Consider the following 24,977-nt stretch of genomic DNA (forward strand, 5'->3'; position numbering starts at 1 on the left):
ATATTCATGCCTCAGCTCCCGGCCGCCTCAACTAGCAATGATGAAATAGATCTTTTTGTCTTTATCAAAGCGCTGTGGGTGCAGAAATGGATAGTCGTTGGTGTAACCGTGCTCGTGTCGTTGGCTGCCATTGTCTATGCCTATACAGCTAAGCCGGTGTACGAAGCTAAGATATACATGTTACCTCCGACACAAAATGATATTGCAGATTTTAATTACGGCCGCGCATTGAATTCTGATCTGCCACCTTACTCTGTCAAAGATGTTTATGACGTATTTGCGCGCAATCTTTTTAGTGAGTCTTTACGGCAGGAATTTTTTGATGATGTATATCTACCCTCGCTACCTGAAGATGTCCGCAAAGGCTCGCATGACCGGTTGTATCAGGGTTTTGCAAAGCAACTGATCATCTCTGCCGGTGGTAAAGACAGCCCTGATCGCTACTCCATTGCTGTACAAAGCTATAAGCCTTCGGAGGCGGGCAATTGGGTGCGTGCATACGTGCGCAATGCCAGTGTTGCGGCTAAAAACGAAATGATCAAAAACGTTGTCAGAGAAGCTCAAGTCAGAGCGCGTAATCTAGATCAGCAAATCAACGGTTTGCGGGAAAGCGCTAGCCGGGAGCGTGAAGATAGAATAAAAATTCTGAGTGAGGCTTTGGTCATCGCTAAAGCGATAGGTTTGAACAAGCCGGTAATTATCAGTGGTAAAACTCCTGCAGAGCTGTCGATGGGAGTGGACGGGCAGACCTTATACATGCGCGGCAGCGATGCGCTTCAGGCTGAAATTCGCAGTTTGGAAAGTCGCGATTCCGACGACCCGTTTATTCAGAATTTGCGTGTGTTGCAAGTTAAATACTCATTTCTCAAAAAACTGACCCTCGATCCCTCCAGTGTTTCGGTCTATCGACAGGATGGGGCGGTTGATGATCCTGACAGCCCTATTAAGCCGGATAAGTTATCAATCCTGATAAAAGGAATTTTCTTGGGTGTATTCCTCGGTCTGGTGCTGGCGTTATCTCGGCACTTCATTCCGTTGTTGCGCGCCAGGGTTTAATTTTTCGAGTGACGGCGACTTCGTTACGCCGTACACGCTAGAGCTCCGGGGCTTTGCGAAATGTTGCGAATGCCCTAAGACGCTTAACGCGACCTAGCACAATCATTCGTTTTTAAGCCATAAAACCGTTCGCTGGTCGCAAGGGAGGCTTTTGGGTGGGCGCTCCTCTTTCGGAGCTCCAATTGTTGACTAATAAATCAACAAAAAGCAGCCTTGCTAACGGCACTGTGATAGTCAGGAATGCGCCTGTGCAATAAAATCTGGTAACGCTGTTGTGTCATCTAGGAGATAATAGAGAAACGCGCAATAAGGAGATTTTTAGCCAGGCGCAGTAAAAAATGCATTAGGTTGTAAATAATCACAGATGCTATTGCGGTTGGCGAAAATGTATGGTAGGCGACAAGGTTATGGTTGGTCAGACACGGATGCAGAGCGGAATGATTAGGCCCATCATAAACATTGGTTGTCAGGCTGTTTTTAAATTAGTGTTCGCTATCGCATCTCTGAAAGTAGTGGCATTTTATGTCGGGCCGAGCGGAATGGCTGTTGTCGGACAGATACAGGCTTTTCTTCAGATATTAAGTGCAGGTGCCTCATCAGTTACGACTTCTGGTGTGGTGAAGTTGATAGCTGAGGAAAAATATCCTAAAGAGCGAGTCCTGCAGTCCTCATTGGTATTGTTGTCAGCGTTCTGCCTTTTTTTTGTTGTGATGCTGCTTTTTACAAGTAATCTGATATCTGATTTTTTCTTGCAGGGTGGTTGGGCGGGGGTGTTGTTGCTACTGCCGCTTGGCGCTTTTTTTATAGGCTTGAATAATTTATTCGTCTCTTACTTTAACGGGGGGCAGAAGTATAGCGAATACTTTTGGTACTCTGTAATAACGGCCTTTTTTACAGCGTTCATGACGTGCGCTATGTCTTTTCTCTTTGGAAAAGAAGGGGCGGTTTACTCGATCGTGCTTGCGCCTGCTATTGCTGGTTTATGTATATTGCTCTTGCCAGCAAGGTTTAGACTTCCAAAGCTGGATCTGACTTGTCTTAATCTGAAAATCATAAAAATTCTGTTGTCGTATTCGCTCATGGCGTTGGGTTCAGTAGTTATTGTCTATGGGGTGCAGATTGTGCTCAGAGACTATATAACCACAACTGGTTCAATGGCTGAGTCGGGTATGTGGTATGCCGCCACCCGTTTATCTGACATATATATGGGTATATGCAGCGTGCTGTTTTCCACATTGTTATTGCCTAAGTATAGTTCTAATGAGGGTAAAGCTCTGACAGGTGTGGTGAGTCGCATTGCATTGATGACACTGGGCTTCGTCTTGCTAATGATTCTCTCTGTAAGTCTTCTAGCGGATTTTGCTGTTCGGCTGATTTATGGCGAGGCATTTTCAGCCGCTGCGGAAATAATAAAAATATACGTGCTTGGTGACGCCTTGAAGTGTTTGAGTTGGGTCTTCCTTTACGTAATGATAGCCAAACAACATGTTCGATTTTATCTGGGTTATGAGGTGGTTAGCGCACTACTTTATTTGTTTCTCTGTATCGTGTGCTATCAATTTGCCGGTTTCGATAACATGGCCTACGGGTATCCGTTGCAGGGCGCTGTTTCGCTGCTGATGGTCTTGATATGGTTTTTGGTAAGTCCGTACAAATTGACTTCAGAGCAGAATAATAAGCATGACGTATTATAATTATCTATATGCTTTCGTATGGTTGATGGCCGTTCTTTCGCTGAAAAAAAGCAATCTGCCATCTGTATGGTTATTTTCTTTTCAGGTGATATTTCTTGCTCTATTTGTAGGGCTGAAATTTCAGACTGGATATGACTGGCCTATCTATGAAGCGCATTACGCAGCGATACAGAGAGGTGAAAGTTTTTACCTTGATTTTGAGTTTGGGTATGAGTGGATCGTCCAGGTAGCATCCAGGGTTGGCCTGGCATTTGAGCAGTTTTCTGCCGTAGTGAGTGTGTTGGAAGTTGCTTTTATTGCTATTGCGGTCAGGCACTTTTTTCCTCGGTATTGTTTGGTTGTTATGGCTGTCATGTACTCGGTGCCGGATTTTTATCTGATCCCTACATTTTCGTTGCTCAGGCAAGGGCTTGCAGTAAGTATATTTTTAATCGGTGTCTGTAAGGTTTTTTCAGGAAAAAAAATCTCAGGGCTGGTGTATTTTACAATTGCTTGCTCGCTACACTACTCGGTGATTGGTGGTGTGTTTCTACTTGGGTTAGTATATATATTTCCGTTGAGTCGGATGACGTTCTCGCTGATTTTTGCTGCGGCAGTAGTGCTGTATGTAGCTTCGTTCGATATCATTCGAGGTGTCGTAGAGGTATTGATAGTTTATGTCGATCCTAAATATATGATTTATTTGGATCGGGATGTATTCAATGCGTCTTTTGCTTACAGGGCTGCGTTTGCCGTCGTGTCGCTAGTGATTTTTATATGCATATATAGCGCGTGGATGAGGCGAGAGTCTTCTGATGGCGATCATTTTGACCGAGGCTTCGGTTTGTTGTCATATCGGTTGGCCCTTCTGGGGGTTCTCATTCCGCTTATTATATTTGGGTTTCCGACCTTATCTACCCGATATCAATATTTTTTTGCGATATTCGTTATCGGGTGCTCGCTGGGTGCGTTGCAGTACGTAAACTATGCAAGTCGCATTATGGTGGTTGCTGTCATAGCAGTGACTGCGTACCTGCCATTTTATCGATTTCTTTCAAGTCCGCTTTCGATAGTTTATATACCCTATCAAAGCCAGCTATTTTATGATCAAACAAATTCGACTGGGCACGATCGGACTAACGACTTGCTCAACCAATTAGACGTGCTGTGGTCAAAATGATGAAGCCAAGTAAAGATATTGTGTTGCTTACTACCAAGTATGCTGATGACAAAAAAGACGCCTGGCTGACAAATGAGTTGGCCTATTCTCTAAATGAAGAGGGGCACAATGTATCAGTGGTCGTCTTTTCATGGCTCAAAAATGAGCCTGTATCCCTTACCAGGGAAATAGACGGCATAACCGTTATAAGGGTCAAGCTTCCAGCCGTATTTTACAATACAGGTGCGATCGGCACTGCCCTCAAGATATTTTTGTTTCCGTTTTTGGCTAGATATGAAGTGCGTAAGCAAGTCAGACAATGTGATCTGTTGATTGCCAATACGCCCTGCGTGACTATTTTAGGATTGGCTCGGTTTTTTAGAAAAAAATATAATGCCAAGTCCTATTTGGTGCTTTGGGATTTCTTTCCTTACTATTTGAAGGATCTCGGGGCAATAAGAAACAAGCTTTTCTTTGGTTTTTTTCGTCATCTTGAGCAGATGATGTATAAAAGTTTCGATCGTATCGGCTGCATGACCGAGGGTAATGCCCGGTTTCTATTTGATAATTTCCCCTCGGTGGATAAAGAGCGCGTAGAAATATTGCCGCTTTGGGCGAAGATCAAGCATGTTGATCCAATAGACAAGTCTGCGATAAGGTTGAAATACAACTTGCCACCGACGGGTTTCATTGCTGTCTATGGTGGTGCCATGTCTATTGTTCAAGAGTTGGAAAATATCCTTGATTTGGCCGCGCTGTACTCGGGTAACGAGTTGACCTTTCTTTTTATTGGTAAGGGAACGGAAAAAGAAAGTTTGCAGGCATCGGTATCTTCTCGAGGGTTGAAGAATGTAAAGTTCATAGATTATATTCCTCGCGATGAATATCAGCATGTAGTCCAGGCCTGCGATGTGGGCTTGATTTCGTTATCTAAAAAGTTGACAGTCCCTAGTTTTCCTTCTAAGTCACTAGACTACTTTAAAGTTTCTCTTCCGGTGCTTGCCTCTCTGGATTCGGTTACGGATTTTGGAGATATACTTGAAAAAGAAATACGTGCCGGGTTTGCCGTGGTGGCGGGAGAGGTACATAGTTTAAAAGATAAGTTGGATCTGCTCATAAGGGACGCTGAGCTTTGTACGGCGCTCGGGGCCAATGGTCGGCGCTATTACGAAAAGTACTTGAGTGTCGAGAACGCAAGAAGTATTATCATATCATCATTATAAGTGGGGTCTTCTCATGGCTATTTCTTTCAGTAATTCTACGCTTTTGATCACTGGAGGCACGGGCTCCTTCGGTAATGCTGTGCTGAAAAGGTTTCTCGATACCGATATTAAAGAAATACGCGTGTTCAGCCGGGACGAGAAAAAACAGGATGACATGCGTAAAAAATACGCTAACACCAAGCTGAAGTTTTACATCGGCGATGTTAGAGACTTTCAAAGTGTGCTTAACGCTACGCGTGGCGTAGATTACATTTTCCATGCGGCAGCCTTGAAGCAGGTTCCTTCTTGCGAATTCCATCCGATGGAAGCCGTGAAAACGAACGTCCTCGGTACTGATAATGTACTGGAAGCAGCGATACAAAATAATGTAAAGCGCGTCGTTTGTCTAAGTACCGACAAAGCCGTTTATCCAATCAATGCGATGGGCATATCCAAAGCAATGATGGAAAAAGTGATGGTTGCCAAGTCGCGTAATGACAATAATACGGTTATCTGCGGTACACGTTACGGTAACGTCATGGCATCGAGAGGTTCGGTGATTCCGTTGTTTGTTGATCAGATCAGGGCTGGCATACCTTTGAGCCTGACTGATCCAAACATGACGCGGTTCATGATGACATTGGCGGATGCGGTCGATCTGGTTTTGTACGCTTTCGAACATGGAACTAATGGAGACATGTTTGTCCAGAAGGCCCCGGCTGCTACCGTTGAAGTATTGGCGACGGCACTGATCAATATGCTGAATGTACCGAATCATCCCGTACAGGTTATTGGGACCCGTCATGGCGAAAAGCTTTTCGAAGCTTTGCTCAGTCGTGAAGAAATGGCCTGTGCTGAAGATCGGGGTGATTACTTCCGTGTTCCACCAGACCTGCGTGACCTTAACTACTCCAAGTTCGTAGAGCAGGGAGAGACAAAGATTTCCCGTACTGAAGACTACAACTCACATAATACTGAACGTCTCGATGTTGAAGGTATGCAAAAGCTATTGCTCAAATTGAATTTTATGCGCGCTATCCAGCGTGGTGAGCACGCGACGCCTGAGGAATAAGAAATGAAGGTTCTGATTACAGGTGCCAATGGTTTTGTCGGCCAGAATCTCATTTCTCATTTGAGTGAGAAGGCCGATGTCGAAGTGGTGCGCTTTACCCGGGAGGATTCGCTGGAGCGCTTGCCAGGTCTGGTTGCCCAAGTCGATTTCGTTTTCCATCTGGCAGGTGTCAATCGTCCGCTGGACCCTCAAGAATTCCATACCGGTAATACCGATCTGACTCGGGCGCTTTGTGAAGCTATCCGTGCCAGTGGGCGACGGATTCCAGTGTTGTATACCTCGTCCAGTCAGGCTGAATTGGACAATCCTTACGGCAATAGCAAGCTGGGTGCCGAACAAGTGTTAATTGATCTGAACTCGACTTATGGTTCAGCAATCCACTTGTTCCGTTTACCTAACGTTTTTGGTAAGTGGGCTCGACCTAACTACAATTCTGCAGTGGCGACCTTTTGTAATAATGTGGCTCGTGATCTTCCGATTCAGATAAATGATCCGCAGGCTCGCATTAATCTTGTTTACATTGATGATGTGATTGCCCATTTCATTGCTGTAATGGAAGGAAAGAAAGCCGGTTCGCCGTTTGTTGATGTTAAGCCTCAGTACAGCATCACGGTTGGTGCGCTCGCAGAACAACTGGCCGCCTTCCGAGACAGCCGCAAGTCGATGATTACCGAACCTGTGGGGACGGGGCTTGTCAGGGCTCTGTATTCCACTTACCTGAGTTATCTGCCACCCGAGCGTTTTACTTACGAGGTTCCCAAGCATGGTGATCCACGTGGTGTGTTTGTGGAGATGCTTAAAACCCAGGACTCCGGGCAATTTTCTTACTTTACGGCTCACCCGGGAATAACGCGCGGAGGACATTATCATCACTCAAAAACCGAAAAGTTCCTTGTTATTAAAGGCACAGCATGTTTCCGTTTTCGCCACATTGTTTCCGGTGAATTCTACGAGTTGGTGACGACAGGTGAAACACCGGAGATCGTCGAGACAGTTCCAGGTTGGACTCACGACATTACCAATACAGGCGCTGAAGAAATGATTGTTATGCTCTGGGCTAACGAGATTTTCGACCGTGAAGAGCCCGATACTTTTGCATCGCCAGTCGGTACGGAAGCTTAATGACTGCACGCTCCGCCTTACTCCTTGAGACGAGGGTGGGCGGCGCTGTAGTTTTAGGGCAGCGCTGCGTGGTGGAGATGTTGGTTTTCTGAGTCTGATATTTTGAGATGTCATCTCCCGGCGTTACGGCATTGTTTGTAACGGTTGAAAATCCGGAACAGGCTTCGTGTTTGCATTGACCAATCGTCAGTCGGGACCGGTTTTCGCGCGGTTTCGAATGATGATTGGACGTGTTCGCTGTGCGTCACCGGGGGCGAGCAGGCGAATGGCTCCAGTCGGTGGTATCTTCGTCCGGTGTTGCCGCGCCTCGTATGGCTCACATCCCCGACATCGCCAAGGGCGCGCGACGGTGGGCCCTAATGCTCAGATTCCGCTCGTCCGTTGGCAGCACCCAGAGCCTCCAAGCATGCTATTGGATAGCGTTAGTAGCGGTTGCCGATTAGAATTGTCGATCGTTTTTATCACTTATTAAAATGTGACGTTTAAAATGAAAAAGCTGAAAGTCGTTACCGTAGTGGGTACTCGCCCGGAAATTATTCGTCTATCACGCGTCATGGCCGCTCTGGACAGAGATTGCGATCATATTCTGGTACACACCGGGCAGAATTACGATTACGAGCTGAATGAGATTTTCTTTCAGGACCTTGGGATCCGTAAACCCGACCATTTTCTGAACGCAGCTGGTGCAACCGGCGCGGAAACCATCGGTAACGTCATTATTACCGTTGATCGCGTGCTGGCCGAGGTTCAGCCTGAGGCTCTTCTCGTCCTTGGCGATACCAATAGCTGCATGGCGGTCATTCCTGCCAAGCGCCGCAAAATTCCAACATTTCACATGGAGGCTGGTAACCGCTGCTTCGATATGCGTGTGCCTGAGGAAATCAATCGCCGTATTGTTGACCACACAGCAGATATCAATTTGACCTATAGCACCATCGCGCGGGACTACCTGCTACGCGAAGGGTTATCACCAGATATGGTTATTAAAACTGGCAGTCCGATGTTCGAAGTGCTTAACCATTATCGTGAAGGTATCGAAGCATCAGACGTTCTTGCTCGTCTTGGTCTGGAGAAGGGTAAGTTTTTCGTTGTCAGCGCCCACCGAGAAGAAAATATTGACTCTGATACGAACTTTGGAAAGTTGGTAGAGTCGCTCAATACGGTTGCCGAACACTACGGATATCCGGTTATTGTTTCCACTCATCCACGTACCCAGAAGAGGGTTGATAGCTTGGGGGTGAAGTTCCATGAAAATGTCCGCTTGCTCAAGCCTTTGGGTTTTAAGGATTACAACAAGTTACAGCTTGACGCCAAAGCAGTCCTTTCTGATAGCGGTACGATCAACGAAGAATCCTCCATACTCAACTTTCCTGCGTTGAATATTCGGGAAGCACATGAGCGCCCAGAGGGCATGGAAGAGGCTGCCGTAATGATGGTCGGTCTCGAAGTTGAGCGGGTGATGCAAGGTCTGCAGTTGCTGGAAGGACAAGGTCGTGACGAAGTGCGCACCTTGCGACTTGTTGGAGACTACAGCATGCCTAACGTAGCTGATAAAGTGGTTCGAATTATTCATAGCTATCGGGATTATGTAATGCGAACTGTTTGGAGAAGGTACTAATACGAGTGGCTATTCGTATTTTACTGTTTACTCAGTGGTTCGACCCTGAGCCGACCTTCAAAGGATTGGTTTTCGCTCGTGAGTTGGTGGCGCAGGGCTTCGAAGTTGAAGTGGTGACCGGGTTTCCTAATTATCCCGGTGGAAAAGTGTACCCAGGCTACAAGATAAAGGTATTGCAGCGCGAAATTATTGACAACGTCCAGATCACACGCGTGCCACTCTATCCGAGTCATGGGCAGAGTGGTGTTGGTCGACTTCTAAACTACATCAGCTTTGCTGCCAGTATTTTGTTGTATGGCCTTTTTCGCGCGAAAAAACCAGATGTCATATATGCCTACCATCCCCCATTGACGGTAGGTATTGCAGCTGCACTCGTTCGTTTTTTTCGACGCGTTCCGGTGGTATACGATATTCAGGACATGTGGCCTGACACGCTCAGGGCCACGGGGATGTTTTCTAACGAAAAACTCCTGAAGATCGTCTCCAGTGTCTGCGACTGGGTATATGGTCACGTGGACCAGATTGTCGTGTTGTCTCCTGGTTTCAAGCGTTTATTGATTGAGCGGGGAGTGCCTTCGCAGAAGATTGATGTTATCTACAACTGGTGCGCCGAAGATATGGTTAGCGCCACTTCGAGTAGTTCACCGGCCAACTTTCCACAAACTTCCAAGTTTCGGATTCTTTTTGCTGGAAATATGGGCAAAGCGCAGTCGCTCGATACAGTCATTGCAGCTGCGGAGCTGTTGCAGGAACAGGCCAGTCAAGTGGCATTTATCTTTCTTGGTGGAGGAGTTGAAACCTCCAGGCTAGAAGAACTTGCGAAAAGCAAAAAGCTAGACAACGTATTTTTTCTGCCGGCTGTTCCTATGCCTGAAGTTGGGGCCTATCTGTCCTGCGCCGATGCCTTGCTTGTGCATTTGAAGAAGGACCCGTTGTTCAGCATCACTATTCCGTCTAAAACCCAGGCATATATGGCGGCCGGTAAGCCAATCTTGATGGCTGTGGATGGTGATGCTGCTGATCTTGTGCGCGATGCAGGTTGTGGCGTTGTCAGCGAGTCAGACAACCCGCAGGCTCTTGCGAACGCTATCCTGGCCTTGATGGATGTTTCCGTACAAGGGCACAAGAGCATGGCTGAAAATGGACTGGAGTACTATCACCAAGAACTGTCCTTGCGTGTCGGGGTCGAGCGCTTTGGTGAGCACTTCAAGCGTTTGTCGAAATGAGCTCCAGCGCTTTTTTTCAATAATAATTTGGATTACAAGGACTTCCGATGTCAAAACGCTTCTTCGATATTGTGGCCTCCGTAGCCGGGTTGATTGTCTTGTCTCCCGTGATCGTGATCGTCGCATACTTGATTCGCAAGCGATTGGGATCTCCAATTTTATTTCGACAAGTCAGACCTGGTCTCGGTGGTAAACCGTTTGAGATGGTCAAGTTTCGCACTATGCGGGACGCGTTGGATGCCAACGGCAACCCCTTGCCAGATTCTGAACGAATGACAGACTTTGGCAGATTTCTTCGCTCGAGTAGTCTGGATGAGTTGCCGGAGTTGTGGAACGTAATCAAGGGAGATATGAGTTTGGTGGGGCCGCGCCCGCTATTGATGGAGTATCTGCCGTTGTACGACGAAGTCCAGTTTCGCAGGCATGATGCGCGTCCGGGTGTGACCGGGTGGGCACAGATAAATGGTCGCAATGCGCTGTCCTGGGAAGAGAAATTCAAACTTGATATTTGGTATGTGGACCACCAGTCGCTGTGGCTAGACATGAAGATCATTTTTCTCACCATCAAAAAGGTTTTGATCAGGGACGGGATCAGCGCTGAAGGTGAAGTCACAATGACCAAGTTTACCGGGTCAAAAAAATGAAGAGACTGGCAGTTCTTGGTGCGAGCGGACATGGAAAAGTTGTCGCTGACACCGCGGAATGCTGTGGATGGCAACTCATCGAGTTCTTTGATGACGCATGGCCCCAGGTGTCTTCCATCGGGGTTTGGTCGGTTGTTGGAAATACCAGCGACTTGCTTAGCCGTGTGGGAGAATTTGATGGTGTGCTGGTTGCAATTGGCAACAACAGTGTCCGGCGACGCAAACTGGACGAGCTGAAAGCCTCTGGGGCACAACTTCCTGTTCTGGTGCATCCTGCTTCAATCATAAGCCGATACGCTAAGATCGGGCCTGGAACCGTGGTATTTGCATCTGCGGTAGTCAATGCCTACGCGATTGTTGGTGACGGTGCGATTCTGAATACGGGCTGCAGCATCGATCACGACTGTATTCTTGGTTCGTGCGTGCATATCAGTCCTGGCGCGCGGTTAGCCGGAGCTGTAACCGTTGGCGATGGAAGCTGGATTGGCATCGGTGCCTGTGTCAGGCAGATGCTCAGCATAGGTTCCAGCGTTATGGTGGGTGCTGGAGCCGCGGTGATCTGCGATATCTCTGATAACATGACCTTCGCAGGGGTGCCTGCTCGAGCGATCCCAAGATCCTGAGTGTTTAACCATTGGATACAAGTGACTGATTGGCCGTCCTGGATTATCGACGGTTCTTTTTTAATTATGGATGGCAGGTAAAAACCGTGTTGAATACCCCATTTTCTCCTTGGCCTTCGTTCACCGAGGAAGAGGCCGATGCCGTTCGTGATGTAGTGCTTTCCAATAAAGTTAACTATTGGACCGGGCAGGAATGCCGTGAGTTTGAGACAGAGTTTGCCACGTGGGCTGGCACGGAATATGCCATCGCTTTGGCTAATGGCACCGTAGCACTTGACCTCGCACTGGTTGCGCTGGGTATCGGGCGTGGGGACGAAGTCATTGTCACGCCTCGCACCTTCCTCGCATCAGTGTCCAGCATCGTCAATGCCGGTGCTATTCCGGTATTCGCAGAGGTCGACCGCGATACTCAGAACATTACCGCACAAACCATTCAGGCAGTGCTTACTCCTCGTACCCGGGGCATTGTCTGTGTGCATTTGGCCGGTTGGCCGTGTGATATGGACCCGATCATGGAGCTGGCAGCACTTCATGATGTCAAGGTGATTGAGGATTGCGCCCAGGCACATGGTGCAACGTATAAAGGACGCCCCGTAGGCTCCATTGGTCATGTAGGCGCCTGGTCGTTTTGCCAGGATAAAATTATGACCACTGGGGGCGAGGGCGGGATGGTCACGACGAATGACCGCAGCCTTTGGTTGAAAATGTGGGCATACAAGGATCACGGCAAAAGTTGGGAAGCGATTTACGAGCGCGAGCATCAACCAGGCTTCCGGTGGTTGCATGAGAGTTTTGGTACGAACTGGCGGATGCTGGAAGTACAAGGGGTTATCGGCCGGATTCAGCTTCGTCGCATGGCGCAGTGGCGTGCCAGCCGAATCAATTATGCCGAGCGTATCTGGTCACAAGCTCGCGACCTCAAAGGTTTACGCGTTCCAGCAGTTTCCGAAAACTGCGCTCACGCAGCCTATAAATGTTATGTGTTCGTAGAGCCGCAGCAATTGAAGGCTGACTGGAGTCGGGACCGTATTCTGTCCGAGATTTCAGCACTTGGCGTTCCATGTTTTTCGGGTTCCTGCTCTGAGGTGTACCTCGAAAAAGCATTCGACGATACCGGCTGGCGTCCAGAAGCAAGACTGCCTGTCGCGAAAGAGCTGGGTGAGACAAGTTTGATGTTCCTGGTACATCCGACGCTGACTGAGGCTGAAATCGACAAGACTTGCGAAGTGATTCGAACGGTCATGCAACAAGCCGTCAAGCCCTAGGCCTCTTTCGACCTTGTGATAGGAGGAGGGCCAGTGCGATAAGCTGCTTCAGCTCCTGAGCCCCGATTCTGGTATCTCCCTATTACTACTCGTAGATCCGGCCGGCAATATCAGGCCGGATGACAGTTACGCGCGAGAAGTCTCTGAAGCGCCTGGAGTTGTACTCCGTATTTTTTGGGATATCTCGTCGATGGCGTTATGGTTGTCGTTACCGTTTATAGCAAGCGTTTCGGTGGTGCTCACGGAGGCTTTGCGTCGTTATGCGCTGGCTCGAAGCCTGATGGATATTCCCAACGGTCGTAGTTCGCACTCAATGCCTACACCTCGCGCTGGTGGTTTGGCAATTGCCTTCAGTTTCCTCATGGCGCTGCCGGTTTTCGGCTTTCTTGGCGTCCTCGACTGGAGCTTTGTTTTTGCATTGCTGGGGGCAGGGGCTGGCATTTCGCTGCTCGGTTGGTTAGATGACTATAGTCACGTCCCCGTGCGGTGGCGGTTACTAGGCCATTTTTCGGGTGCCGCCTGGGCCTTGTTTTGGCTGAGTGGTCTACCCTTGCTGAATGTATTTGATATCTCATTGGATCTCGGTTGGCTTGGGCATATCTTGGCTGCAATCTACCTCGTGTGGATGCTGAATTTGTACAACTTCATGGATGGCATAGATGGTATCGCGGGTGTTGAGGCGGTTACCGTCTGCCTTTGTGCATGTCTGCTTTACTGGGTCACCGGGTTTCAGAACCTGATGTGGGTACCGGCGATGCTAGCTATGGCAACTGCCGGATTCCTGATCTGGAACTTTCCCCCCGCGCGTATTTTCATGGGTGACGCCGGCAGCGGATTTCTAGGCATGATGTTTGGCGTGATCTCGATCCAGGCGGCTTGGGTTTCGCATCAGCTGTTTTGGGCCTGGTTAATATTGTTAGGTGTTTTCATCGTTGATGCGACCTTCACTCTGTTCCGTCGCCTGATTCGTGGCGATAAGGTCTATGAAGCTCATCGCAGCCATGCGTATCAGTTTGCTGCGCGTAGAGTCCACAAGCATCTGCCGGTCACTCTAGCGGTAGGGGCAATCAATATTGCATGGTTGTTACCCGTTGCGCTTTGCGTTGCCTTTTTCGGCCTGGACGGGGCGCTTGGCCTGCTCATCGCTTACATCCCTCTTCTTCTTCTCGCTGTAAAATTCCATGCGGGTGAACTCGAAGAAAAGCAGGCAATCAGCAGCTGATTCATGAGTTTTTTAAAGTGACGGGAGCGTCAGGAGACGTACACTCGTTATATACGGTCAATAGGGGAGCGGTTCGAAGTGTACGACGGAGTTATGGATAAATTACGCACATTTTTGCTAGGCCTCCCACGCCGCCAGAAGCGACTCATTCAGGTTTCGGCAGATGTCCTTTTAGTATGGGCAGCATTGTGGCTGGCGTTTTTGGTACGCCTCGGCATTGATGATATGGTCAATCCACTTATTGCACATACGTGGCTGTTTCTCAGTGCCCCAATAGTCGCCATCCCCTTGTTTATCCGCTTCGGCATGTACCGTGCGGTGATGCGTTATTTCGGGAATGATGCGCTGATCGCAATTATCAAGGCAGTCAGCTTGTCGTCTTTGATTCTTGGCGTAATCGTCTACTGGTACAGCAACCATCAGAACATCGTCCCTCGTTCCATCATTTTTAACTACTGGTGGTTGAGCCTGATTATGGTCGGTGGTTTGCGTCTGGCCATGCGTCAATATTTTCTGGGCGACTGGTTTGCCGCTGCACAGCACGTGCCTTTCACGAATCGGGACGACGGACTTCCTAGAGTCGCCATTTTTGGTGCTGGAGCTGCTGGGAACCAGCTTGTTGCAGCGTTGCGTATGGGCCGAATCATGCGTCCGGTAGCGTTTATTGACGATGATAAAAGCATAGCTGACCGGGTCATTTCCGGGCTCCAGGTATACAAGCCTAAGCACATTCAGCAGATGATCGATGACACCGGCGCGCAAGAAATTCTGCTGGCAATCCCTTCTGCAACACGCGGCCGTCGTCGCGAAATTCTCGGTTTCCTTGAAGGGTTCCCGCTCCACGTACGAAGCGTGCCCGGCTTCATGGATCTTGCCAGTGGCCGGGTCAAAGTCGACGACATTCAGGAAGTCGATATTGCGGACTTGCTGGGGCGCGACGCTGTTCCAGCCCAAGGTGATCTATTAGAGCATTGCATCAAGGGCCAATCTGTTCTGGTTACCGGTGCCGGCGGATCGATCGGGTCGGAGCTGTGCCGACAGATTCTTGCTCTGCGTCCAACGACCCTTTTGTTGTTTGAACATAGCGAGTTCAATCTTTACAGCATCTTGTCGGAGCTTGAGCAGCGTGTTGCCAGGGAATCCCTGTCTGTTCGTCTTTTGCCGATTCTCGGCTCAGTGCGAAGCCAGGATAAGTTGCTGGATGTGATGAAAACCTGGCATGTGGATACGGTGTATCACGCAGCAGCATACAAGCATGTACCTATGGTTGAGCACAACATTGCCGAAGGCGTGCTGAATAATGTAATCGGTACGCTTAATACCGCTCAGGCGGCGCTGAAGGCCGGGGTTGCCAACTTCGTCTTGATCTCGACAGACAAAGCTGTACGTCCGACCAATGTAATGGGCAGCACCAAACGACTTGCTGAATTAACGCTGCAAGCGCTGAGTCGAGAACTAGCCCCGGTACTTTTTGGAGACGATACTAATGTCTCCCGAGTCAACAAGACGCGTTTCACGATGGTGCGTTTCGGTAATGTTCTGGGTTCTTCTGGCTCCGTCATTCCCTTGTTCCACAAACAGATCAAATCTGGCGGGCCATTGACCGTCACCCATCCCAAGATCACTCGTTATTTCATGACCATTCCCGAGGCCGCCCAGCTTGTAATCCAGGCTGGGTCCATGGGGCAGGGTGGAGATGTATTCGTGCTGGATATGGGGGAGCCGGTCAAGATTGTAGAACTTGCTGAAAAAATGATTCATCTGTCTGGATTGAGTGTCCGTTCCGAAAAAAATCTGCACGGCGACATCTCAATTCAATTCACAGGTCTGCGCCCCGGGGAAAAGCTTTACGAAGAGTTGCTGATCGGCGACAACGTAGCCGCCACCCAGCACCCTATGATCATGAGCGCCAATGAAGATCATCTTCCATGGGATGTGCTTAAAGTTAAGCTGACGGAGCTGCTCAGTGCCGTCGAGCAAGACGACTATGCACGTGTCCGCCAGCTGCTGCGCGATACAGTGAGTGGTTACACGCCTGATGGAGATATCGTCGACTGGATTTATCAGCAGCGCCGGCTCGAGCCCTGATTGTTTCATATTCTGTAACGGATACATTTTTGACAGATTCCAGACATCGCCTAATTTTGGGAGGCAGCTTCGGAAAAGCTGCTATCTCAACTGATGTTCATGGAGCTTCACATATGCGTACAGGCTATATCTACTCTCTGGTTTTTGCTCTGCTCACCAGTGGCTCTATTGCAGCTATCGCTGCGCCAACGGTCACTTCAGATCCTGCCACCCCATCTCTCGTGCAGGATGTGGCGCAGCCGACGCAAACTGGCAAGGTCGATCTGAATAGCGCCGATGCGACGATCTTGCAACGTGAGCTTGCTGGAGTAGGCGAGGCGAAAGCAAAAGCGATAGTTGCTTATCGGGACAGTAATGGGTCGTTTGCATCTCTGGACGAGTTGCTGGAAGTAAAGGGAATCGGCAAAGCGATTCTGGAGAGAAATCGCGAGAAACTTGAAGTCAATTAAGCGCGCTGATGTGCGCTGAAGGCCGGTCGTTGACCGGCCTTCTAATGGCAGCAAAACTTTGAGCCGAGGGCTGCATCGCTGCAGCCCGCAGGTAGTTCATCAAAAAACGTTTCTGGGTACTCGCGGGAGTTAGCGAGGTTTATACAGGGACGTTAATGAGGGGTTGCCTGAAATGATTGAAAAAGTCTTCGAACCAAAGCTACCCCTACACCAAGCGCCAGGCCAAACAGTATCCCGAGTCCAACGACTTTCGTTTTCTTTGGATAAACAGGTGACAGTGGTTCCAGCGCTGCCTTATCAATATGCACGAGTTCGAACTGGTCAAAATTGATATTCAGATTTTTTAATCGAGTGAGGTCTCCACGAATATCTCCAATACCATCCAGGAATAATTCGGGATTTTCGCGCTCCATCAAGGCTCCTACCTTGCGGTTAACGGCGAGAAGGCTGAGCTCCTTCTGAATTTCATCAATGCGCGGTTCAGTGAAATCATCCGAACGACGGGAAACCAAAGTCGAACGCTCCGCTTCCAAGGCCAACTGTCCCATAAAGTATAGCGGGATCTGCTGATTGGTTACTTCCGTGCGTATCATGTTTCCTTCGCGTGCTTGCCCAACATCGGCTAAAGACGAAGGCGTCGTAGGTCTGACAATGCCAAGTTGTTTTGCGATAACGATGGCTTCGTCGAGTTCTTTTATTCGATTTTGTCTGCGGGTCTGTAGTTGCTGGCGAAGGGCTTTTAGTTCGTCTTGAAGCACCTGCTTTTTAATTTGATCTTTTTCCAGAAGGCCCGCGATACTGGAGCTTGTAGTTGCTGCATAAGCTGACTTTTTAGAATCAAGATTTTTTTCTATTTTTTCGATTCTGTTAGAAACCAACGTTTTAAAGTTAGATTCTATTTTTTGTTTTTCGCTGTTGACTACAAATGCGGTGAAGTCTTTTGCGATGCCTACACCATCGACACCTTTTGGATATTTCAGTGCTAGATTAATCGCAGAAGATAAGCTTGCACTCTTTTTTGGATCAATTTGTGTTAGCGTAAATGCGCTGCCATTAAACGATTCAAAAGTTTGTTCAATGGATTTTCCAGGGGCTTGCAATGGCGCGAGATATTGCGGATAAGTTTTGAAAAAATTTAACCGGACATCATAAGACTCCATTAATGAGCCGATTCGTTGTAAGGCTTCTTCCGGATGTATTTTATAAACGCCAGATTCATTTAGTTCGTCCAGGTCTGTATTGCTGACCGGTCTAATAGAGGTGTTTACTTCGTATTCTGGAGTGGCAAGCGTCACGTAGGTAACGGCAGCAACAAATCCAAGTCCGGAAAATAGCAGGACAATGGCTCGTTGTTTCCATACACTTTTCAGGATTTCTCTTATATCAATTTCGGTGTGTGTGGGGACATACGGTATAGTTGCTGGAGTGTTCATAGTGCGCTCAAGAATAAAAGACAACATCTCCAGGAGTGCTTGGAATTTATTGTCTGAATTGGTTTGGAAATTAACACCCGGTTACATTTCTATTTTTGCGCATAAGCCGGTAAACAGCAAGGGTGGGACGGTCCCAAACCCTTGGATTTGATACATCAACTGGAAATTTTTTTGGCTTTCTGCGCAGGTTGCGGCTACGGAACTATGTATTTTCTCGCACGATATTCCGCCACCAAGGAACACGAATTTTATTTCCGAAACTCGTTCAGACGTCGACTACCCTTGTTTCCTGTCGCTCTGCCGAGGCGTTGATTACCAGATCACACCTTTATTGACTGATTTTTACTGAGTCCTCTGCATAGGCGGGTGAGCTGTTGTTCCGGTCTGACACCATGAGCCAGCCACTTGTCAGGATGGAAAATTATGGCTGTCATATTTGTTTTAAATTATGCCTATAATGTTGGAAATTCACCTGCAGCGCTGTCATCCCAGCGCTCTACTTCCATCGTGCATCAACCCAGGAGCACGCTCATGAATTCTGTCCAGACCCAAGGAACCGCCCTCGTCACCGGAGCCTCCTCCGGAATCGGCGCCATCTACGCTGAGCGTTTGGCGGCGCGTGGTTTTGATCTGTTGCTGGTCGCTCGCGACGAGCAACGCTTGCAGGCAGCGGCGAGCAAGTTGCGCGCCGAGCATGGTGTCCAGGTCGAAGTACTCAAGGCAGACCTCACACAAAAAGATGACGTTCTGAAGCTCGAACAGCGTCTACGCAGCGATTCGAGTATCAGCCTGCTGCTCAACAACGCCGGTGTCGCAGCAGAAGGTCTGTTGGCCAATTCCGACATGGACCAGACGGAAAAGCTGATCCAGCTCAACGTCACCACCGTCACGCGCCTGGCATCGGCAGCGGCCGCCGCTTTCGCAAAGGCTGGCCGTGGCACGATCATCAATATCGCCTCGGTAGTGGCGTTGTTTCCTGAGCGATTCAACGCGACTTACAGCGCGAGCAAGGCTTATGTGTTAAGTCTGACGCAGTCGTTGAACGCGGAACTGGACGGTACCGGGGTCAAGGTCCAGGCCGTGTTGCCAGGCGTAACACGCACTGAAATCTGGGAGCGCTCCGGTATCGACGCTACTCAGATTCCCGCAGACATGGTGATGGAAGCCGGGGAGATGGTCGATGCGGCATTGTCCGGTCTGGACCAGGGTGAGTTGATCACCATTCCATCGTTGCCGAACGCCTCCGAGTGGGATGACTTTGTAAAAGCTCGTCTGGTGATGGCCCCGAATCTTTCCAAAAGTACGGCCGCCACGCGTTACAAGTGAGGCGTCTTCAATCGGCTTGAGGTAATTGCAGTATGAGTAATCGTCGAGTGGTTGTAACGGGCATGGGCCTGGTGTCCCCGCTGGGTAGCGATGTCGAGGTGGTCTGGGGGCGCCTGTTGGCTGGACGCTCCGGGTTGCGTCAGTTGCCTGACGAAGTGGTCGCTGATCTGCCGGCCAAGGTCGGCGGCGCGGTGCTCTCCATGACGGAAGATCCCGAGGCGGGTTTCGACCCGGACCGGGCGACGCCGCCCAAAGAGCAGAAAAAAATGGACCGCTTCATTATGTTTGCTATGGAGGCCGCGCGCCAGGCGGTGGAGCAGTCCGGTTGGCAAGCGCAAGACGCTAATGCTCAGGAGCGCACCGCGACGATTATCGGCTCGGGCGTGGGTGGTTTCGGCGCAATTGCCGATGCGGTCCGTACAACCGACAGCCGCGGTCCGCGACGTTTGTCGCCATTTACCATTCCTTCCTTTCTGGTCAACCTCGCGGCCGGTCATGTGTCGATCCAGCATGGTTTCAAAGGCCCGCTGGGTGCTCCGGTGACAGCGTGCGCGGCCGGGGTCCAGGCGATTGGCGATGCGGCGCGGCTGATTCGTTGTGGTGAGGCGGATATCGCCGTGTGCGGGGGCGCGGAAGCCGCGATCGATCGGGTCAGCCTCGCCGGCTTCGCGGCTGCGCGTGCCTTGTCCAGTGGTTATAACGACACCCCGGAGCGTGCCTCTCGGCCATTCGACAGTGGTCGTGATGGTTTCGTGATGGGGGAAGGTGCTGGCCTTCTGGTGATCGAATCGCTTGAACATGCCCTTGCCCGAGGGGCTCAGCCCTTGGCCGAACTGGTCGGATACGGCACCAGTGCCGATGCCTATCACCTGACTGCCGGCCCCGAAGATGGCAGCGGCGCGCGTCGGGCAATGTCGCTGGCCCTGGCCCAGGCGGGTATTTCTGCCGCACAGGTGCAGCATCTCAACGCTCACGCCACCTCGACCCCGGTTGGGGACCTTGGAGAATTGGCGGCCATCAAGTCATTGTTCGGTTCGGACAACAAGATCGCGGTGACATCGACCAAGTCCGCCACCGGGCATTTGCTGGGGGCGGCGGGCGGGATTGAGGCGATCTTCACGCTGTTGGCGATCCGCGATCAAGTCGTGCCGCCCACCCTCAATTTCGAAAACCCGGACCCGGCGGCGCAAGGCGTGGACATCGTCCACGGTCAGGCGCGGCCGATGGCGATCGAATATGCACTGTCCAATGGCTTCGGGTTTGGCGGGGTCAATGCCAGCGTGCTCTTCAAACGCTGGCAGGATTAATCCCAGGGCTGTTTGAGAAATTCGCGTGTCACGTCGAGAATCCGCTGGGCCATCTCCTGATTCTCGACACTGCGCGACAGCAACAACGCCCCGACCAGGGCCGACATAATGAAGATGCTGCGGTCGGCGGCATCTTCGCCTTCAAGCGTGCCTTGCACTTGTTCCAGCCTCGAATTGAGCACCACGTCAGAGGTCGGACTGGGTTGTCCGCGCAAGCCAAGCTCCGAGGACATGGTCGGCAGCGGGCAACCCTGATCGGGTGACGTCTGGTGCCATTCAGACAGATAGGTGTCGATGAATGCTTCCAGCGGGTGCTCCTGCGCGAACAGCTCGGCGCAGATGGCGTCGCACTGTTCGCCGGCGGCCTGCAGGGCCTTTTCCACCAGTTCGTCCTTGGACTTGAAATGCGAGTAGAACCCGCCGTGGGTCAGCCCCAACGCTTTCATCAGGGGTTGCAGGCCGGTCGCGCCAATACCGTCGCGGCGAAATCGCGCCGATGCTTCCTTGATGATGCGTTGATGGGTCTGGGCTTTATGGTCCTGCGAGTAACGCATCTGAAATCTCCGCAACAATGCGCCATCTTAACCAATGAAAATGGGATGGTGACTGTACTTCTACTTCTAAAAAGCATGCAGATGCGACCAACTTCGTCCTGCCGCATCGATTCAGCTGGCACGAATAGTGATTACTTGTCAGCTGACGATTGTTGAACAATCACGAGGCGATGAGCATGAACAGTGGACTGTCCCTGGCCGATCACATCACATTGGAGTTGCGCGCCGACATCATAGGCGGTCGCCTACTGCCTGGCATGGCGCTGGTGGAAAACGAATTGGTGTCTGCCTACAACGCCTCCCGTAACACCATTCGTGAAGCGTTGCACCGCCTGGGGCAGGATGGACTGACTCGTTACGTGCGCAACAAGGGCGTGATGGTGCGCAAGCTGGGTCAGGATGATGTTCGGGATTTGTTCAAGGTCCGGCGTACCCTGGAACTGCAAGCCATCAGCGTGAGCCCGCCATTGCGCGATGATCAATCGGGCCGGATGCTCGAGGCGCTGGAGGCCACCGAGCTGGCCCGGGAACGCGAGGACTGGCGCGCCGTCGGCACCCACAGCCTGGCGTTTCATCAACACATCGTCGGGTTGCTGCGCAGCCCATTGTTCGATGAGTTTTTCACCAACGTTGTTGCGCAACTGCGCCTGGCGTTCTGCGCCGCGCCCGATGAATCACGTTTTCAGGCGCCCTGGCTGGCTCGCGACCGGCAGATCCATGACTTTCTCGCTGAGGGCGACAAGCGCGCCGCCGCAGACGCCATGAGCGCTTACCTCGATGACTCTGAACACCTTCTGTTGCGAATGCTTGCCCCAACCCCCCATCACTGATCGAGGATGTGTGTCATGTACAAAGACTATCCGGCGGCCTATCAAGTCAGCAAAGGCTCGGCCTTGCAGGTGGACAAAGCCTTCTACGAACGGATTCGCGACACCAGGGAAGGCCGCACGCTGATCGAGCAGTTTGAAGTGCCGATCCGCACCGGTCGCGCCTGGAACGTGCCGGCCGGGCACGTGTTTCGTGTGACCACGCCGGTCGGCCCGCAAGTCGGCGACTTCAATGTCTGGAACGCCAACGACCCGCGCGAGCGTTTGTGGGCGGCGCGGACCCGGCAACTGCAGGGCGCCCATGTCAGCACCCATGACCGGCTCTGGTCGAACCTGCCTTTTTTACGGCCGCTGGTGACCATCACCGACGACAGCCTGGCCGATTACGGCATCGATGAACATGGGGGGCGTTTGCACGATTTGCTGGGTACGCGCTGCGATCCCTATGTGAACAAAATGCTCACCGGCGAGGACTTCCATCATCACTGCCACTCCAACCTGACGCGCGCCGTGTTGCCCCATGGCCTGACCGAGTTCGACGTGCATGACGTGCTGAACATTTTCCAGTGTACGGGCCTGAACCACGACGACATGTACTTCATGAAGGCCTGTCCGGCGCAGAAGGGCGATTACCTGGAGTTCTTTGCCGAGATCGATCTGCTGTGTGCGCTGTCGACCTGTCCGGGAGGGGACCTGTCACTGGCCATGTGGGGGCCGGATGCGCAGGATCCGCTCAGCGTCTGTCGCCCGCTGGGCGTGGAGATTTATCGGTTGGAGGATTCATTGCTCGAGGGCTGGAGCCAGCCTGAACGTGCTGCGTATAAAGGGCTGCATGGCTTGCACATCGCCAAGGCCGACTGGGAAAAATAATCGGACGTAGGAGCTAGGCTTGCCCGCGAAGGCGTCCCTGAGATCGCCTTCGCGGGCAAGCCTCGCTCCTACAGAAGCTGTTCAGCAGTTTTTTAGCGGTCCTGCGCATCCTTGGCGTCCGCTTCCGCGTTGCGTTCCGCGACACGTTTACGTTGCTCTTCGGTCAGTTCGACCTTGTTGGCAGTGTCACGCAGCATCATCAAACCACCAACGATCGAGCCGATTGCAACGACCAGAATCAACCAGGCATACCAGGGCATAGGGCTCTCCTTGAGGGCAGGCCGATTGGCGGGTTTCGCCAATCGATCGTGCATACCACTTTGAGCGATTTCATATCGCGGTGGTTCCATTCTATGCCTGATCTGTCGGGAACACCTGAGACCATTCAGAGTCCGGTCAACATCGCGTCGGCCGGTGCATCCGCGCGCAATTGCGCGGTGAGCATGAAGTACACGAAGCCCACCGCCATGAAGCCGAGGAAGATCAAGCCGATCAACGTGTTGAACCAGGCCATCGCCACCAGGCACACCACCGCCAGGATCAACGCAATCATCGGCACCAGCGGGTAGCACGGCGCGCGGAAGGTGCGCTCCAGGTTCGGTTCGGTTTTACGCAACTTGAACAGGCTGAGCATGCTCATGATGTACATCACGATTGCGCCGAACACCGCCATGGTGATCATCGCCGCGGTCAGCGTCATGCCACCGAGATTGATCAGACCATCGCTGTAGATCGCCGCGATACCGATTACGCCGCCGGCAATGATCGCCCGATGGGGTGTCTGGAAGCGCGACAGCTTGGCCAGCGACGCCGGCAGGTAACCGGCGCGGGCGAGGGCGAAGAACTGCCGCGAGTAGCCGAGGATGATCCCGTGGAAGCTCGCCACCAGACCGAACAGGCCGATCCATACCAGCATGTGCAACCAGCCCGAGCTTTCACCGACCACGGTTTTCATGGCTTGTGGCAGCGGGTCGTTGATGTTCGACAGGGTGCGCCAGTCGCCGACGCCGCCGGCAAAGAACATCACGCCCATGGCCAGCAATACCAGGGTCAGGATGCCGCTGATGTAGGCCTTGGGAATCGTGCGTTTCGGATCCTTGGCTTCTTCGGCGGCCATCGCTGCGCCTTCAATGGCGAGGAAGAACCAGATGGCGAAAGGAATCGCCGCGAACATCCCGGCAATCGCCGGCGCCCCGAACACATCGGAACCGGCCCAGCCATTGAGCGCAAAGTTGCTGAAACTGAACGCCGGAGCGACCACGCCCATGAACACCAGCAGTTCCGCCACGGCCAATACACAGACAATCAACTCGAAGGTGGCGGCCAGTTTCACGCCGAGAATGTTCAGGCCCATGAACACGATGTAGGCGCCGACCGCTGCGTGTTTCGGGTCGAGGGCCGGAAATTGCACATTCAGGTAAGCGCCGATAGCCAAGGCAATCGCCGGCGGGGCGAAGACGAACTCGATCAGCGTCGCCAACCCGGCGATCAATCCGCCTTTCTCGCCAAAGGCGCGGCGGCTGTAGGCAAAGGGGCCGCCAGCATGGGGAATCGCCGTGGTCAGTTCGGTGAAGCTGAAAATGAAGCAGGTGTACATCGTGGCGACCATGAACGAGGTCACCAGGAACCCGAGTGTGCCCGCGACACCCCAGCCGTAACTCCAGCCGAAATACTCACCGGAAATCACCAGTCCGACCGCAATACCCCACAGGTGCAACGTGCCCAGCGTGGGTTTGAGTTGTGTGTTCATGCGTTTGCTCCCTGAACGGTTTGAAAAGCGTCGGGGGGAGGCGTTTGCAGTGGGCGTGCCAGTGTTGTGATAGCAGTCGTAAAGCGTAAAAAGGTGTCGTATCGGGGATGTACGGTGCTGGATGCATGCATTTTGGTGCGCTAGTTGGGGGCGTTGTCGTGTGTTCTGCCGTCTTCGCGGGCAAGCCTCGCTCCTACAAGGGCGAGCGCTCCACGGACCTGTAGGAGCGAGGCTTTCCCGCGAAGGCACCGGTCCAGACACCTCTGTAACGCCGGCATAAACCCACTCTTTACGCATTCTTTATGCCCCGCCACACCCCTCGGTCTCGTTCCTTTACAGCCTCCCTGCCGACAATGACTCCACACGCGGCAATACGCCGTAACACGGAGAACTTCCATGAGCGTTCTGGACGGGGTGTCACTGCTATTGGCAGTGGGGCTGTTCATTTATCTGTTGGTTGCGCTGTTGCGCGCGGACCGGAACTAGGAGCG

General features: G+C 51.6%; 23 protein-coding genes. 19 read left to right on the forward strand and 4 right to left on the reverse strand.

The window, feature by feature from the left end; genetic code table 11:
* The first annotated feature begins 6 nt into the window (after nt 1-6).
* From JIO00_RS08555 to JIO00_RS08620, 14 genes are all read left to right on the forward strand, one after another.
* Nucleotides 7-1,056, forward strand: coding sequence for an LPS O-antigen chain length determinant protein WzzB (locus JIO00_RS08555; RefSeq protein WP_010461675.1), 1,050 nt, complete (start codon nt 7-9; stop codon nt 1,054-1,056).
* A gap of 389 nt (nt 1,057-1,445) precedes the next feature.
* Nucleotides 1,446-2,750 (forward strand): oligosaccharide flippase family protein, encoded by a 1,305-nt coding sequence (locus JIO00_RS08560; RefSeq protein ID WP_010461674.1) that lies wholly within the window; start codon nt 1,446-1,448, stop codon nt 2,748-2,750.
* Complete coding sequence (locus JIO00_RS08565) at nt 2,737-3,909, forward strand: EpsG family protein (RefSeq protein WP_200667963.1); 1,173 nt, start codon at nt 2,737-2,739, stop codon at nt 3,907-3,909. The genes JIO00_RS08560 and JIO00_RS08565 overlap by 14 nt, the downstream gene beginning before the upstream one ends.
* Entirely contained in the window at nt 3,906-5,111 is a 1,206-nt protein-coding gene (locus JIO00_RS08570; protein ID WP_010461672.1) for a glycosyltransferase family 4 protein, read from the forward strand. Before JIO00_RS08565 ends, JIO00_RS08570 begins: the two co-directional genes overlap by 4 nt.
* Nucleotides 5,112-5,124: 13 nt before the next feature.
* The gene (locus tag JIO00_RS08575; protein WP_010461671.1) at nt 5,125-6,162 is read left to right on the forward strand and encodes a polysaccharide biosynthesis protein; all 1,038 of its coding nucleotides are present in this window, start codon (nt 5,125-5,127) and stop codon (nt 6,160-6,162) included.
* Between the two features lie 3 nt (nt 6,163-6,165).
* On the forward strand, nt 6,166-7,284 hold the full coding sequence (wbjC, locus tag JIO00_RS08580) for a UDP-2-acetamido-2,6-beta-L-arabino-hexul-4-ose reductase (protein ID WP_010461670.1): 1,119 nt from the start codon (nt 6,166-6,168) through the stop codon (nt 7,282-7,284).
* A gap of 487 nt (nt 7,285-7,771) precedes the next feature.
* The gene (gene wecB / locus JIO00_RS08585) at nt 7,772-8,902 is read left to right on the forward strand and encodes a non-hydrolyzing UDP-N-acetylglucosamine 2-epimerase (protein WP_010461667.1); all 1,131 of its coding nucleotides are present in this window, start codon (nt 7,772-7,774) and stop codon (nt 8,900-8,902) included.
* Nucleotides 8,903-8,907: 5 nt separating this feature from the next.
* Nucleotides 8,908-10,128 (forward strand): glycosyltransferase family 4 protein, encoded by a 1,221-nt coding sequence (locus JIO00_RS08590; protein ID WP_200667964.1) that lies wholly within the window; start codon nt 8,908-8,910, stop codon nt 10,126-10,128.
* Between the two features lie 47 nt (nt 10,129-10,175).
* Nucleotides 10,176-10,772 carry a sugar transferase gene (locus tag JIO00_RS08595; RefSeq protein WP_010461661.1) on the forward strand — a complete coding sequence of 199 codons (597 nt, stop codon included), beginning with the start codon at nt 10,176-10,178 and terminating at the stop codon, nt 10,770-10,772.
* Nucleotides 10,769-11,395 carry an acetyltransferase gene (locus JIO00_RS08600; protein WP_010461659.1) on the forward strand — a complete coding sequence of 209 codons (627 nt, stop codon included), beginning with the start codon at nt 10,769-10,771 and terminating at the stop codon, nt 11,393-11,395. The genes JIO00_RS08595 and JIO00_RS08600 overlap by 4 nt, the downstream gene beginning before the upstream one ends.
* An 86-nt stretch (nt 11,396-11,481) precedes the next feature.
* Nucleotides 11,482-12,660 carry a DegT/DnrJ/EryC1/StrS family aminotransferase gene (locus JIO00_RS08605; protein ID WP_010461658.1) on the forward strand — a complete coding sequence of 393 codons (1,179 nt, stop codon included), beginning with the start codon at nt 11,482-11,484 and terminating at the stop codon, nt 12,658-12,660.
* Nucleotides 12,661-12,850: 190 nt separating this feature from the next.
* Complete coding sequence (locus tag JIO00_RS08610; protein WP_010461657.1) at nt 12,851-13,882, forward strand: MraY family glycosyltransferase; 1,032 nt, start codon at nt 12,851-12,853, stop codon at nt 13,880-13,882.
* Between the two features lie 93 nt (nt 13,883-13,975).
* A complete protein-coding gene (locus JIO00_RS08615; RefSeq protein WP_010461656.1) occupies nt 13,976-15,970 on the forward strand; it encodes a polysaccharide biosynthesis protein in 1,995 nt (664 codons plus the stop codon).
* 113 nt (nt 15,971-16,083) lie between these two features.
* Complete coding sequence (locus JIO00_RS08620) at nt 16,084-16,419, forward strand: ComEA family DNA-binding protein (protein ID WP_010461655.1); 336 nt, start codon at nt 16,084-16,086, stop codon at nt 16,417-16,419.
* A 152-nt stretch (nt 16,420-16,571) separates the two neighbouring features.
* Here JIO00_RS08620 and JIO00_RS08625 read toward each other — a convergent pair whose 3' ends face one another.
* Nucleotides 16,572-17,852, reverse strand: a complete 1,281-nt coding sequence (locus tag JIO00_RS08625) for a Wzz/FepE/Etk N-terminal domain-containing protein (protein ID WP_042932912.1) — start codon at nt 17,850-17,852, stop codon at nt 16,572-16,574.
* Between the two features lie 531 nt (nt 17,853-18,383).
* Here JIO00_RS08625 and JIO00_RS08630 point away from each other — a divergent pair.
* Both JIO00_RS08630 and fabF read left to right on the forward strand, forming a co-directional pair.
* Nucleotides 18,384-19,178, forward strand: coding sequence for an SDR family NAD(P)-dependent oxidoreductase (locus JIO00_RS08630; RefSeq protein ID WP_010461653.1), 795 nt, complete (start codon nt 18,384-18,386; stop codon nt 19,176-19,178).
* A 32-nt stretch (nt 19,179-19,210) separates the two neighbouring features.
* Complete coding sequence (gene fabF / locus JIO00_RS08635; protein ID WP_010461652.1) at nt 19,211-20,485, forward strand: beta-ketoacyl-ACP synthase II; 1,275 nt, start codon at nt 19,211-19,213, stop codon at nt 20,483-20,485.
* Here the strand turns inward: fabF and JIO00_RS08640 are convergent.
* Nucleotides 20,482-21,039 (reverse strand): TetR/AcrR family transcriptional regulator, encoded by a 558-nt coding sequence (locus tag JIO00_RS08640; RefSeq protein ID WP_077747934.1) that lies wholly within the window; start codon nt 21,037-21,039, stop codon nt 20,482-20,484. The two genes, fabF and JIO00_RS08640, sit on opposite strands and share 4 nt — an antisense overlap.
* Nucleotides 21,040-21,215: 176 nt before the next feature.
* Here JIO00_RS08640 and JIO00_RS08645 point away from each other — a divergent pair, with 176 nt between their 5' ends.
* Together JIO00_RS08645 and JIO00_RS08650 are read left to right on the forward strand one after the other, a co-directional pair.
* Complete coding sequence (locus JIO00_RS08645; RefSeq protein WP_172792445.1) at nt 21,216-21,869, forward strand: GntR family transcriptional regulator; 654 nt, start codon at nt 21,216-21,218, stop codon at nt 21,867-21,869.
* Between the two features lie 15 nt (nt 21,870-21,884).
* Nucleotides 21,885-22,736 carry an urea carboxylase-associated family protein gene (locus JIO00_RS08650; RefSeq protein ID WP_077747932.1) on the forward strand — a complete coding sequence of 284 codons (852 nt, stop codon included), beginning with the start codon at nt 21,885-21,887 and terminating at the stop codon, nt 22,734-22,736.
* Between the two features lie 92 nt (nt 22,737-22,828).
* On the opposite strand, the gene JIO00_RS08655 is transcribed toward JIO00_RS08650, so the two are convergent.
* A complete protein-coding gene (locus tag JIO00_RS08655; protein ID WP_010461642.1) occupies nt 22,829-22,996 on the reverse strand; it encodes a DUF2897 family protein in 168 nt (55 codons plus the stop codon).
* A gap of 125 nt (nt 22,997-23,121) precedes the next feature.
* Complete coding sequence (eat, locus tag JIO00_RS08660) at nt 23,122-24,486, reverse strand: ethanolamine permease (RefSeq protein WP_010461641.1); 1,365 nt, start codon at nt 24,484-24,486, stop codon at nt 23,122-23,124.
* A gap of 396 nt (nt 24,487-24,882) precedes the next feature.
* Between eat and kdpF the strand changes: the two genes are divergently transcribed.
* Nucleotides 24,883-24,972, forward strand: a complete 90-nt coding sequence (gene kdpF, locus JIO00_RS08665; RefSeq protein WP_007899818.1) for a K(+)-transporting ATPase subunit F — start codon at nt 24,883-24,885, stop codon at nt 24,970-24,972.
* Nucleotides 24,973-24,977: the final 5 nt, after the last annotated feature.

The organism is Pseudomonas sp. SW-3 (assembly GCF_016615645.1).
Classification (GTDB): domain Bacteria; phylum Pseudomonadota; class Gammaproteobacteria; order Pseudomonadales; family Pseudomonadaceae; genus Aquipseudomonas; species Aquipseudomonas mandelii.

Excerpts from the sequence above, each read along its gene's own strand:
- fabF (WP_010461652.1), top strand. The coding sequence starts at position 19,211 with ATGAGTAATCGTCGAGTGGTTGTAACGGGCATGGGCCTGGTGTCCCCG.
- JIO00_RS08625 (WP_042932912.1), bottom strand. The coding sequence starts at position 17,852 with ATGAACACTCCAGCAACTATACCGTATGTCCCCACACACACCGAAATT.
- JIO00_RS08620 (WP_010461655.1), top strand. The coding sequence starts at position 16,084 with ATGCGTACAGGCTATATCTACTCTCTGGTTTTTGCTCTGCTCACCAGT.
- JIO00_RS08575 (WP_010461671.1), top strand. The coding sequence starts at position 5,125 with ATGGCTATTTCTTTCAGTAATTCTACGCTTTTGATCACTGGAGGCACG.
- JIO00_RS08610 (WP_010461657.1), top strand. The coding sequence starts at position 12,851 with ATGGCGTTATGGTTGTCGTTACCGTTTATAGCAAGCGTTTCGGTGGTG.
- JIO00_RS08650 (WP_077747932.1), top strand. The coding sequence starts at position 21,885 with ATGTACAAAGACTATCCGGCGGCCTATCAAGTCAGCAAAGGCTCGGCC.
- JIO00_RS08555 (WP_010461675.1), top strand. The coding sequence starts at position 7 with ATGCCTCAGCTCCCGGCCGCCTCAACTAGCAATGATGAAATAGATCTT.
- JIO00_RS08600 (WP_010461659.1), top strand. The coding sequence starts at position 10,769 with ATGAAGAGACTGGCAGTTCTTGGTGCGAGCGGACATGGAAAAGTTGTC.
- JIO00_RS08565 (WP_200667963.1), top strand. The coding sequence starts at position 2,737 with ATGACGTATTATAATTATCTATATGCTTTCGTATGGTTGATGGCCGTT.
- eat (WP_010461641.1), bottom strand. The coding sequence starts at position 24,486 with ATGAACACACAACTCAAACCCACGCTGGGCACGTTGCACCTGTGGGGT.
- JIO00_RS08615 (WP_010461656.1), top strand. The coding sequence starts at position 13,976 with ATGGATAAATTACGCACATTTTTGCTAGGCCTCCCACGCCGCCAGAAG.
- JIO00_RS08560 (WP_010461674.1), top strand. The coding sequence starts at position 1,446 with ATGGTAGGCGACAAGGTTATGGTTGGTCAGACACGGATGCAGAGCGGA.
- JIO00_RS08640 (WP_077747934.1), bottom strand. The coding sequence starts at position 21,039 with ATGCGTTACTCGCAGGACCATAAAGCCCAGACCCATCAACGCATCATC.
- kdpF (WP_007899818.1), top strand. The coding sequence starts at position 24,883 with ATGAGCGTTCTGGACGGGGTGTCACTGCTATTGGCAGTGGGGCTGTTC.
- JIO00_RS08595 (WP_010461661.1), top strand. The coding sequence starts at position 10,176 with ATGTCAAAACGCTTCTTCGATATTGTGGCCTCCGTAGCCGGGTTGATT.
- wecB (WP_010461667.1), top strand. The coding sequence starts at position 7,772 with ATGAAAAAGCTGAAAGTCGTTACCGTAGTGGGTACTCGCCCGGAAATT.
- wbjC (WP_010461670.1), top strand. The coding sequence starts at position 6,166 with ATGAAGGTTCTGATTACAGGTGCCAATGGTTTTGTCGGCCAGAATCTC.
- JIO00_RS08655 (WP_010461642.1), bottom strand. The coding sequence starts at position 22,996 with ATGCCCTGGTATGCCTGGTTGATTCTGGTCGTTGCAATCGGCTCGATC.
- JIO00_RS08630 (WP_010461653.1), top strand. The coding sequence starts at position 18,384 with ATGAATTCTGTCCAGACCCAAGGAACCGCCCTCGTCACCGGAGCCTCC.
- JIO00_RS08645 (WP_172792445.1), top strand. The coding sequence starts at position 21,216 with ATGAACAGTGGACTGTCCCTGGCCGATCACATCACATTGGAGTTGCGC.
- JIO00_RS08570 (WP_010461672.1), top strand. The coding sequence starts at position 3,906 with ATGATGAAGCCAAGTAAAGATATTGTGTTGCTTACTACCAAGTATGCT.